The 11,157-nt window shown below is 71.9% G+C and carries 10 protein-coding genes; 7 read left to right on the top strand and 3 right to left on the bottom strand.

The window, feature by feature from the left end:
* Window positions 1-255: 255 nt before the first annotated feature.
* Entirely contained in the window at window positions 256-1,653 is a 1,398-nt protein-coding gene (locus ACZ62B_RS00235; RefSeq protein ID WP_469688961.1) for a UDP-N-acetylmuramoyl-tripeptide--D-alanyl-D-alanine ligase, read from the top strand.
* Window positions 1,654-1,886: 233 nt separating this feature from the next.
* On the opposite strand, the gene ACZ62B_RS00230 is transcribed toward ACZ62B_RS00235, so the two are convergent.
* Window positions 1,887-2,033, bottom strand: a complete 147-nt coding sequence (locus ACZ62B_RS00230; protein ID WP_344562259.1) for a hypothetical protein — start codon at window positions 2,031-2,033, stop codon at window positions 1,887-1,889.
* 773 nt (window positions 2,034-2,806) lie between these two features.
* Between ACZ62B_RS00230 and ACZ62B_RS00225 the strand changes: the two genes are divergently transcribed.
* Complete coding sequence (locus tag ACZ62B_RS00225) at window positions 2,807-3,409, top strand: hypothetical protein (protein WP_469688959.1); 603 nt, start codon at window positions 2,807-2,809, stop codon at window positions 3,407-3,409.
* Window positions 3,410-3,587: 178 nt separating this feature from the next.
* Here the strand turns inward: ACZ62B_RS00225 and ACZ62B_RS00220 are convergent, their stop codons facing one another.
* The gene (locus tag ACZ62B_RS00220) at window positions 3,588-3,848 is read right to left on the bottom strand and encodes a hypothetical protein (protein WP_469688957.1); all 261 of its coding nucleotides are present in this window, start codon (window positions 3,846-3,848) and stop codon (window positions 3,588-3,590) included.
* A gap of 176 nt (window positions 3,849-4,024) precedes the next feature.
* On the opposite strand from ACZ62B_RS00220, the gene ACZ62B_RS00215 reads away from it, so the two are divergent.
* The gene (locus tag ACZ62B_RS00215) at window positions 4,025-4,669 is read left to right on the top strand and encodes a carbonic anhydrase (protein WP_468890780.1); all 645 of its coding nucleotides are present in this window, start codon (window positions 4,025-4,027) and stop codon (window positions 4,667-4,669) included.
* A 164-nt stretch (window positions 4,670-4,833) separates the two neighbouring features.
* On the opposite strand, the gene ACZ62B_RS00210 is transcribed toward ACZ62B_RS00215, so the two are convergent.
* A complete protein-coding gene (locus ACZ62B_RS00210) occupies window positions 4,834-5,814 on the bottom strand; it encodes an L-threonylcarbamoyladenylate synthase (protein ID WP_469688955.1) in 981 nt (326 codons plus the stop codon).
* Window positions 5,815-6,048: 234 nt separating this feature from the next.
* Here ACZ62B_RS00210 and ACZ62B_RS00205 point away from each other — a divergent pair, with 234 nt between their 5' ends.
* The 4 genes from ACZ62B_RS00205 to ACZ62B_RS00190 all read left to right on the top strand — a co-directional run bounded on the left by ACZ62B_RS00205 (window position 6,049) and on the right by ACZ62B_RS00190 (window position 11,140).
* The gene (locus ACZ62B_RS00205; protein WP_469688953.1) at window positions 6,049-6,207 is read left to right on the top strand and encodes a hypothetical protein; all 159 of its coding nucleotides are present in this window, start codon (window positions 6,049-6,051) and stop codon (window positions 6,205-6,207) included.
* 165 nt (window positions 6,208-6,372) lie between these two features.
* Window positions 6,373-7,275: a universal stress protein gene (locus tag ACZ62B_RS00200; RefSeq protein ID WP_469688951.1), complete on the top strand. Its 903-nt coding sequence runs from the start codon at window positions 6,373-6,375 to the stop codon at window positions 7,273-7,275.
* A gap of 24 nt (window positions 7,276-7,299) precedes the next feature.
* Window positions 7,300-8,205 (top strand): universal stress protein, encoded by a 906-nt coding sequence (locus tag ACZ62B_RS00195; protein ID WP_469688949.1) that lies wholly within the window; start codon window positions 7,300-7,302, stop codon window positions 8,203-8,205.
* A gap of 238 nt (window positions 8,206-8,443) precedes the next feature.
* Window positions 8,444-11,140: a bifunctional acetate--CoA ligase family protein/GNAT family N-acetyltransferase gene (locus tag ACZ62B_RS00190; RefSeq protein ID WP_469688947.1), complete on the top strand. Its 2,697-nt coding sequence runs from the start codon at window positions 8,444-8,446 to the stop codon at window positions 11,138-11,140.
* The last annotated feature ends 17 nt before the right edge of the window (window positions 11,141-11,157 follow it).

Raw genomic sequence — 11,157 nt, 5'->3', positions numbered from 1 at the left:
GGAATCGGGGCCGCGGACTGCGCAGGGGCGTGAAGACTCACACCGGTGCACGCGTCAGAGGTCCCAACGCCGCCCTGAGCCATGAAGTCACGCGGCCGTGCGGGTGAAGCGCTTGCTCGCGTTTTCCTTCATCGCTGCTGGTGGTTGCCGCGAGCCCTCATGTGTACCGGCTCCTGGAGGCGTTATGGTCAGGTGGACCGAGCCGGTGGGCGCTTCGCCGTGCCGGGCGGGCTCTGCTGCTGGGAAGTGCGTGTCGTGATCCCTCTTTCGCTCGAAGCCGTCGCTGCCGCCGTCAGCGGCCGACTGTGCGACGTGCCGGATGCGTCCGTGCTGGTGACCGCGCCCGCAGTGGTCGACTCACGCACGGTCCAGCCCGGTGGTCTGTTCGCTGCGTTGCCCGGTGAGCACACCGACGGGCACGCCTTCGCGGCGGACGCGGTGAAAGCCGGCGCGGTGGCGGTTCTCGCCACCCGTCCCGTTGGCGTCCCGGCCGTGCTCGTCGAGGACGTGCTGAACGCGCTCGCCACACTGGCCCGCACCGTGCTGGCCGCCGTGCCGGAGGCGATGGTGATCGGGCTGACCGGCTCGGCGGGCAAGACCAGCACCAAGGACCTGCTCGCCCAGGTCCTCCCCGAGCTCGGGCCGACGATCGCGACGGTGAAGTCGTTCAACGGCGAGATCGGCATGCCGCTGGCGGTGACCCACCTGGATGAGGGCGTGCGCTACCTCGTGCTGGAGATGGGCGCCCGCGGCATCGGCCACATCACCCACCTCACCCGTATCGCCCCGCCTTCGGTCGGCCTGGTCCTCAACGTGGGTACTGCCCATATCGGCGCGTTCGGCGGACGCGATCAGATCGCCCAGGCCAAGGGCGAGCTCGTTGAGGCTCTCCCGGCGGACGGCCTGGCGGTCCTCAACGCCGACGATCCGCTGGTCGCCGCCATGGCCTCGCGTACCTCTGCCCAGGTGCTGACCTTCGGCGCCGACAACGACGCCGGCGTACGAGCCCTGGATGTCGCCGTCGACGCCGGCCGGGCCTCGTTCACCCTCGCCGCCGCCGGCACCAAGGCGCGGGTCGAGCTGTCCCTTCACGGGGCGCACCAGGTGTCGAACGCGCTCGCCGCGGCAGCCGTCGCGATCGGGCTGGGCGCAGGCGTGGAGACGACGGCGGCCGCGCTGTCCCGCGCGGTCCTGGTGGCGTCGGGACGCATGGAGGTCACCGACCGGCCCGACGGCGTGCGGATCATCAACGACGCGTTCAACGCGAACCCCGACTCGATGAAGGCGGCCTTCACGGCCCTCCAGTCCATGGCGGACGGCCGCCGGACCATCGCCGTCCTGGGCGAGATGAAGGAACTCGGCGCGGACGGCGGCGAGGAGCACCGCCAGCTCGGCCGTCTCGCCGCCGCCGCTGGGATCCACATGCTGATCGCGGTCGGCGGCGACGACGCGCAGACGATGGCCGACGCCGCTCAGCAAGACAACCCACAGCTGAAGGTCATGCGCGCCCCCGATCGCGATCACGCCCTCACCCTGGCAGGCGAGCTGATCCAGCCCGGGGACATCGTCCTGGTCAAGGGCTCCCACAGTGTCGGGCTGGAGCACACGGCGGAGCGCCTGGCCCAGCCCGACCCCCTGGACGACGATCGTTGACGGCGGCCAGGGCCGGTTCGCGGGCGCCAGCAGCCGGAGCTACTCACCTTCGACGCGGGCTAGTCGGGCATTTCCCACACGGTTGCTTTGAGACGGATTTCTCCGTCGCCCATGGGGACGCTGGCGATGCGGATGTGGGCAGTGCGGCCGTCGCTGGTCTGCAGACAGAACAGGTCGCCACGAGCGACCTTCTCGGCGCGCGCGAGTGGTTCGCGGGTGAGACCCTCCAGGCACTACTGCTCGGTGGGTTCCCTGTCGGAGGACCAGCGGGCCAGGACCTTGGGTTTGCCCGGCATGAGGTCGAGGGCGCCGCCGTCTCGGCTCAGCAGGCGCAGGTCGGCGGTGGCGTCCCGGGCGTCGATCCAGCGTGCGGCTCCCACGGGCGGGGCCGTATCGAGCTCGAAGCTGTGTAGGCGCTGTGGAGGTTCGCCGGTCCGCTGCGCACCTTGGTCGGATCCTTGTCCGGCCCGTGGCCATCGTCGCCTTCGGGCCACAGCAGGGTTCTGGCGAGCGTGGCGCACACCGCAATGGCGGCGGCCACCACTGCTGCTGTGCGGCGGCGCCGGCCGTCACCAGGGGCGGGGCCTGCCATACCCGCTGCAGCACCTCGGTGGCCCGCCCGGCATCAGCAGCCTCCTCACCCACGAGCTGCGCCAGCAGTTCGGCAGCGGAGCCGCGACGGCCGGGGTCCTTGTCCAGCGCCCACTCGACCATCTGCCCGAGCGTCCCGTCCAGCCCGTCGAGCCGCGAGGGCTAGGTCAGCACCCGGTGGCGGATGGCGAAGACGTCCTCGCCCGAGAACGGCGGGGCCCCGACAGCGGCGTAGGCCATGACGCACCCCAGGCGAACACGTCCGTGGCAGGCGTGACCGCCTCGCCCCGCAGGACTTCCGGCGCCATGTAGCCGGGGGCGCCGGTGATCTGCGTGGGCTGCACGGAAGCGCTCAGCCCGTCCAGGGTGTCCTCTGACAGCGAAGTCGGACTGATTGCCAACGAAGTCGGACCGGGCCGACGGCCATGGCACTGCTCACCAGCGGGACCGAACAGCCGGAGTGCCGGGTTGTCACGCGAGCCGGTCCAGGTCGTCCCTTTCGGATCTTGCCGACCCCGTCGCGCCCTTCGCGAAATCCGGGCCCGGCCCGAGAATGGGCGCTATGGCCGACAACACACTGTGGGTGGGCGTACTGACCGCGGGCACCGCGGTGGTGGCGAGCTGGGTGACCAGCCAGGGTACGGCGCGTGCCGCCAGGATTCAGGCTGAGACGACGGCGGCGGTCCAGCGGGCGGATCAGCGGCGCACCGCGCGGCGCACCGCCTACGCCGACGTCATCGAACAGGCGCAGAAGATGGGCGACCTGTACTGGAAGGTCAACGACGCCCACGCAGACCCGGATCCCGAGTCGCGCACGGCCACGCTCAAAGACCTGCGGCTACGGTTGCGCGACGCGTACGCGACGCTGCGCCACCTCGTACGAGTGGTGGAGCTGGAAGGGCCTCAGGAGGCCGCGGCGGCCGCCGACCGGCTGCGGCGCTCGACGTCTGACAACTACCAGGCGCTGGAGGACATGATCGGGGGCGAAGCGGACGCGATCCAGCGGTTCAACGAGTGCTACGCCCCTTTCTGGGAACGGGTCGTGGCCCTCGTGGCCATCGCGCGGGAGGTGCTCCAAGAGGGTGCCGTCCCGGCGCCGGTTCCCGCACCCGCCCCTCGGGCACGCCGGCCATGGGTCCGGTATCGGCCCGGGGCAGGAGGATGAGCAGGCCCATCACCCGTCAGTTGTTCGCATAGGGACAGCAGTCGGTCCAACTTCGGTGGCAATTGGTCCAGGTTCGATGTCAGAGGACACAGGGCGCGGGCGATGCCGAAGTCGATGACCCGCGGGCCCACCGGGGACAGCAGCACATTGGACGGTTTGAGGTCCCGGTTGAACCACTTCACGGTGCCCCGAACCACGTTCTCTCCTGTGCCGTACCAATGTCAGCGCCCGCCATTGCCGTCGCGCTCCCGTCCGGAGTGGGCGGATGACACGCCTCGCCGTCGCTGATCTTCCGCAGGGAGGCGAGCGTCAGCCGTACCACGGACAGCGGCAGCACTCCCTCCCATCCGAGCAGCCGCATCCCGCAGATCCCGTCACCGGTCAGCAGGTGCAGCCCGGGCACGTCGGTCTCGCACCACTCCTGATGGTCGTGCGTCATGCCTCATCATGACCGCGCAGCGGCCGGATCGGTGGGCGCCCCGCCGGAAGGCCGGCCGCACCCGCACATCGCCCGGGCCGGTTGGCCACAGCAGGCCTGACCGATCCCGCTCCGGCCTGCTGCGGCCAGCGAGACCAGGCGGTGCGACCGCTGGTGCCGCCTCGTAGTCTGCCGGTATGACCGAGAAGATCCAGACGCCGACGCCCCGCGACGCCTTCGAGCTGCTCATGGCCGGCAACCAGCGCTTCGTTGCCGGCACTCCCGAGCACCCGAACCAAGACGCCGTCCGCCGCACCGAGACCGCACCGTCCCAGAAGCCGTTCGCCGTGCTGTTCGGGTGCTCCGACTCCCGGCTCGCCGCCGAGATCATCTTCGACCGCGGCCTGGGCGACCTGTTCGTGGTCCGCACCGCCGGTCACGTCGCCGGGACGGAGGTGCTCGGCTCCATCGAGTTCGGCGCGGCCGTCCTCAACGCGCCGCTGGTCGTCGTCCTCGGCCACGACTCGTGCGGCGCCGTCGCCGCGGCCTGCTCCGCCCTCCAGGACGGGCAGACGCCGGGCGGCTTTGTCCGGGACGTCGTCGAACGGGTGACCCCGAGCGTGCTGGCGGCCCGCGCAGCCGGCCGCGAGAGCGCCGAGGAGATCCTGGCCGAGCACATCGAGCACACCGTGGACCTGCTGCTGGAACGCTCCCACGTCCTGGCCGAGCGAGCGGCTGACGGCCGCCTAGGTGTGGTGGGCCTGTCCTACCGCCTGGCCGACGGCAGCGCCCAGCTCGTCGCAGCCCGCGGCCTCGACGTCGCGGTTCCCACCGCGTCCTGACCGCCCCGCTCACCCGGATCGATCGCGAATCCAGCCCGCAGCCCGCGCCAACCTAGCGGGGCGGCGGGCTGTCGCGAGGGTCAGGGCCTTAGAACGGTCGTCTGCGACGTGGAGCGGCATGCGCACGGCACCCCGCCTGACAGGCCGTGGGCGATCGGTGGTGGTCACACGGTGGTACGAGGTCCAGCGGCGCGGCGGAGCCGGTTGGCGATCGCCAGGCCCAGCCCTTTCTCCGCCGGCAAGGACGTGACGATGAGGTCGCATCCCTGCTGGTCGAGTTCGCGCAGGAACCCGTACAAGCCGTGCGCGTAGGCCGCCATCGAGGCGGGGACCTCGACCACGGCGTGCGCCTTCACCGCCGCCCCGGTGAAGGAGGCGGGGAGGAAGACTCCGACCTGGTGCCCCAGGTCGGAAGCGAGTTCCGCTTCTGCGACGACCTTCTCGGGCTCGACGAGGACGACCCGCGCACGCGGTGCGTAATGGGACGGATGCTGGCCCGGCACCCGGACGTGACTGGTTGCCGGCACAGTGAGCGGGTATCCCAGCACTGCTTCGAGGTCCTCGCGGGTCACCCCGCCGGGCCGCAGGATGGCCGGGGTTTCGCCGGTGACGTCGACGATGGTGGACTCGACGCCGACCTCACAGCGGCCGCCGTCCAGTACGAAGTCGATTGCGTCGCCGAGCTCGGCACGGACGTCGTTCGCGGTGGTGGGGCTGACGGAGCCGAAGCGGTTGGCGGATGGGGCCGTGATGCCGCCGCCGAACGCCTTCAGCAGCGCGAGGGCGATCGGGTGGTCCGGCACACGCACAGCGACCGTCTCCAGGCCGCCGGTCGCTTCCAGTGGCACGCGGGCACCGCGCCGCAGGACCAGCGTGAGCGGTCCCGGCCAGAAGTGCTCGGCCAGCAGGCGGGCCGCCGCAGGTACATCCTTCACCCACGTGTCCAGGTGTTCCGCGTCGGCGATGTGGACGATCAGCGGGTGGGTGGGCGGACGCCCCTTGACCTGGAAGATGCGTGAGACGGCGGCGGGGTCCTCGGCGTTGGCGCCCAGTCCGTAGACAGTCTCGGTCGGCAGGGCCACCAGCCCGCCGGCGCGCAGCACAGCGGCCGCCTTGTCGATGTCGCTTGCGGTCACCCTTCCCATCCTAGGTGGGCCGGGGAGCGGCGAGGGTCATGATCGGACTCAGGGAAGGCAGCCGCCCGGTGACTTCTTTGCCGCCTACGACGCCAACGGGTCTCTCACCAGCGAAAAACCCCCGGCGGCTACACCAACGTCACCGAGGACCCCACCGGCGCCACCACCACACGCGCCTGCACCCGCGACAGCGACGGCACCACCGTTTACACCGGCACCGTCACCGAATCCGTTCACGGCCAGGTGACCAGTCACCAGGGCTGGTCCGCGCGGAAGTACACCTACGACAAGGCCGGCCGCCTCACGAACCTCGACGACACCGTCGGCGAGGTCTGCCCCCTGGGTGCGCCGTCCGCCGGCGGCTTCACGCCGCGGAGTGCCATCTCCGGACACAGGCGGTGACACGGGGGATCTCTGCTCGTGACAGTCACAGCGGGCAGGGCAACGCCGGGGATGACTTGGCCGATGGGGCCCATCGGTCCCCTGACGAGGACCTGAGACCTCTGCATTGTGACGTGCTCCCGCCATCACCCTGAAATCGGAAACCCGACTCAGGAGGTGGACGTCATGTCCCGCACCATCACCGTGGGCCTCGACGGCTCGCTCGAGAGCCGTGCTGCCGCCGAGTGGGCGGCCCGGGAGGCGAAGTTGCGCGGTCTGCCGCTGCGGCTGGTGCACGTCTGGGAACCCGTCCCCGAGCCCGTGGCGGAATCCGTGCATCTGAGCGCCGAGAAGCAGAGGCATTGGAGCGAGCGGATACCGGGCGAGGTGGCTGCGAAGATCCGCTCGCGCCACCCGGGTGTGGAGGTGACCGTGGAGCCCATTCCCGGACGCCCGATGGACGTGCTGCCCGAGGTGGCCAAGGACACCGAGTTGCTGGTCCTCGGCTCACGCGGACTGAGCGGGCTCGGGGGGTTCCTCGTCGGGTCCGTGGGCATGCCCGTGATCGCCCACACGGACACCCCCGTCGTCCTCGTACGCTCCGGAGAGCAAGCCGCCGGCGAGTACGAAAGGGAGTCCTCGGGTACACCGTCGGCCGCCGCGTACCGGCCCGTCGTGCTCGGCCTCGACACCGACCACCCCGACGACACGGTGATCGCGTTCGCCTTCGAGGAGGCGGCCCGCCGTGGCACCGCGTTGAAGGCCGTCCACGCCTGGACCCTGCCGACGTACTACGTCTCTGCCCTGCCGTCCGCCCCCGAGCTCGGTGGTGAACTGGGACGGCAGGAAGCCGCCACTCTGGCGAAGGTCCTGCGCCCCTGGCGGGAGAAGTACCCGGACATCGAGGTGATCGAGGAGTCCCGCTCCGGCAGTGCCGCGAGCCGTGTCATCGAGGCCGCCCATGAGGCATCGCTGGTCGTCGTCGGCCGTCGGATCCGCCGCAGCCCGTTCGGGGCCCGCATCGGGCCCGTCACGCACGCGGTGCTGCACCACGCCACTGCCCCTGTCGCTGTTGTCGCGCACGACTGAACGCACCACCTGAGGGAGGAGACCATGAACGCGAGGGCCGAACGAGGGGGCACCGGGCCCCTCGTCGTGGGCGTGGACGGTTCCGAGCCGAGTCTGCGCGCCGTCGACTGGGCGTCCGACGAGGCCGTGTTGCGCGGGGTGGCGCTGCGGGTGGTGTACGCCTGCCTGTGGGACCGGTACGAGGGTGGCGCCGTCGCCCGGGACATCGGCCGGCCGACAGCGCTTCCGTTGCCCCAGGACATTGTCGACGCCGCCGCTGAGCGGGCCCGTGCCCGGCATCCCGACCTGCGGGTGACCACCGACGTGGTGCTCGAGGAGCCGGAGTACGCCCTGGTGCGTGAGGGACGCAAGGCCTCCGCGCTCGTCGTCGGCACCCGCGGCCGCGGCGGCCTCGCCGAGTTGCTGCTCGGCTCCGTCAGCCTGGCCGTCGCCGCCCACGCCGACTGCCCGGTGATCGTGCTGCGCGGCAGCCACGACAATCAGGCGACGCCGCCGGTGCACGGGCGCATCGTCGTGGGCGTCGGCGAGGATCCGAAGGAGCCGGCGGCCGTGCGCTTCGCCGCCGACGAGGCCCGACGACGCGGGGTGACCCTGGAGGCCGTACGGGCCTGGCGGTGCCCGGCGCACGAGACCACCGACCATCCGCTGCTGGTCGGTGAGCCCGACCGCCTGCACGAGGAGCGGGCGGCCGAGGAACTGGAAACGGCGCTGCGTGACGTCCCGGCGGACATCGAGGTGCGCCGACGCACCGTCGAGGGCCACGCCCGTCGCGTGCTCCTGGACGCGTCGCATCGGGCGGACCTGCTGATCGTCGGCGCCCGGCGCAAGGAGGGGCACCTCGGGCTCCAGCTCGGCCGGGTCGCCCACGGGCTGCTGCATCACTCCGCCTGCCCGGTCGCCGTGGTGCCGCATCGTGAGGGCGATGCCTGACCGGGGGCCCCAGCCGACCGGCACCGAGCGCCGCACGTCGTCGTCCTCGTGCGGCGCTCTGCCGCATGCACGCACGCCGGCACGGACGCGCCGACGCACGTACGCACACGTCCGGGCGCCGGGGACGACCGGCGCGGCCTTGGGCGGCCGGCCCTTGTCCTGTCCCCGGTCAGCCCATGGGACCACCGCCCCATCGGTCGGATGCTCGACATGACAACAGGTTCTGAGGAGTCCCGCGATGACGCAGCACGACCTGAGCGACCGGCCCCCCGTCCTTGCCCTTCTCGCGGACGGCACCACCGTCCGCATCCGTCCCGTGCGGCCCGGCGACCATGATCAGATCGAAGGGCTGTACGAGGAGATGTCCCCGGAGAACCTGCGCCTGAGGTTCTTCTCCCCGTGCCGCAGCTCGGCTCGTCTGTCCGCCGACCGGGCCTGCGCTCCTGCCCGCCCCGGCTATCGGGCGCTGCTCGCCGAGGCACAGGGCCGGGTGATCGGCCTCGGCGAATACGAGACCGGGGACGACAAGGACACGGCCGAGGTCGCCATCGCCGTCGCCGACGGCCTCCACCACCGCGGGGTGGGGACCTTGCTCGTCGAACACTTGGTCTCCGCGGCCCGCGCCGACGGCATCACGGCCCTTACGGCCGACGCGCTCAGTGAGAACCGCGAGGTGCTGAAGCTGTTCGCCGACCTCGGTCTGCGCACGGAGCGCTGCTTCGAGGGCCCGGAGGTACGGTGCACCATCGCCCTCGACCAGAGCGACACCTACCTCACGGCCGTCGAGGAACGTGGCCGGACCGCCGATGTCGTCAGTCTGAAGCCGTTGCTGCGGCCGAAGACCGTGGCGGTCGTCGGGGCCGGACGCAGGGCGGGCTCGGTGGGCCGGGCGATCCTGCATCAGCTGCACGCGGGCGGCTACTCCGGCCGTCTGTTCGCGGTGAACCCCGCCGCGCGCTCGATCCTCGGCGTGCCGTCCTATCCATCGGTCGGTGCCCTGCCCAGAACCCCGGACCTGGCGGTCGTCGCCGTGCCCGCCGCCGCGGTACCCATGACCGCCGAGGAGTGCGGCCGGGCGGGCGTACGAGCACTGGTCGTGGTCACCGCGGGTCTGGACGCCGACCAGGGACATGCCCTGCTGACCGCCTGCCGCTCGTACGACATGCGGCTCGTCGGCCCCAACTGCCTCGGCATCTCCAACACCGAGCCGGACCTGAGTCTCGACGCCACCTTCGCCGCCGGCCATCCGTGCCCCGGCACCGCGGGGGTCGCCGTACAGTCCGGCGGCGTCGGCATCGCCCTGCTCGACGGGCTGTCCCGGCTCGGCATCGGCGTCTCCTCCTTCGCCTCCCTCGGCGACAAGTACGACGTCAGCGGCAACGACATGTTGCAGTGGTGGGAGAGCGACGGCCGTACCGGTCTCGCCCTGCTCCATCTGGAGTCCTTCGGCAACCCGCGCGCCTTCTCCCGTACCGCCCGGCGCGTGACCCGCCGTATGCCGGTGCTGACCGTGGACGCCGGCCGCACCGAGGCGGGCCGAAAGGCCGCAGCCTCGCACACCGCCGCAGCCACCACCCGCACCATGACACGCGGGGCGCTGTTCACGCAGGCCGGCATCACCGCCACCCGCTCGGCCGGCGAACTCCTGGAGACCGCCGCCCTGTTGCACGCCCAGCCCCTCCCCGCCGGCCCGCGCGTCGCGATCGTCACCAACGCGGGGGGAGTCGGAGTTCTCGCGGCCGATGCCTGTGCCGAGGCCGGGCTGGCCCTCCCCGCGCCCACCTTGGAACTGAGCGGTGACCTGCTCGCCGTACTCCCCGAGGGGGCAGCCGCCGGCAACCCCGTCGACGCCACCGCCGCCGTCACGGAGCAGCAGCTCGGCGAGTGCGTGGACCGGATCATGCGGTACGGCGGCATCGACGCCGTCCTCGTGGCACTGGTGCCCACGGCGGTTGCCGCGGCGACCGGCGACGACCTCGTCCGCTCCCTCACCGGCGCGGCCGGCCGGAGGGCGAAGCCGGTGGCCGTGATCCGGCTCGAACAGGGTCTGCCCGTCGAGCTGCTGCCCGCCGCCGAAGGCGGCAGCATTCCGTCGTACGCCGAACCTCAGGCCGCCGCACGGGCGCTGGCCCACGCCGCGCACCGTGCGGCCTGGCTGGCCAGGCCCGCCGGGACGGTCCCCGACCTGAACGGTGTGGAGACGGACCGGGCGCGCACCCTTGTCGCAGACCACCTCGCCGCGCACCCTGACGGCGGCTGGCTCGATCCGCGCATCTGCGCCGATCTGTTGACCTGCTACGGCATCCCGCAGATCCCGTGGGCCTGGGCCGAGACCGAGGACCAGGCCGTCATGGCCGCCGACCGGCTGCGCGGCGCGGACGGCCGGGTGGTCATGAAGGCCCACTGGCCCGAACTGGTGCACAAGAGCGATCAGCAGGCCGTCCACCTCGACCTGCGTGGCGATCAGCAGATCCGGTCCGCGTTCCGCGACCTGCGGACCCGCTTCGCCGGGCTGATGACCGGCGTCGTGTTGCAGCCCCTCGCGGCCCGCGGAACCGAACTGTTCGCCGGTGTCGTGCAGGACCAGATCTTCGGCCCGCTCGTCCTCTTCGGGCTCGGCGGTACGGCGACCGAGGTCCTCGCCGACCACGCCGCCCGCCTCGCCCCGCTCACCGATCACGACGTGCACGACCTGATCACTTCTCCGCGCTGCGCCCCACTGTTGTTCGGTGCGCGCGGTGGCGGACCCGTCGGCCTCGGCCGGCTGGAGCAACTGCTGCTGCGGCTGTCACGCATGGCGGCGGACCTGCCGCAGCTCGCCGAGGCCGACTTCAACCCGGTTCTCGCGACACCGGACGGCGTCACCGTGCTCGACGCGCGGATCCGCCTGGTGCCGTGCAGGCCCCAGGACCCGTATCTGCGCAGGCTCCGCTGAGGGCCGAGGAGGGAACG

This window comes from Streptomyces sp. NPDC053426 (assembly GCF_055585405.1).
Note: the sequence above shows the minus strand (reverse complement) of the source record. Positions and strands in the feature narration are given on the sequence as shown.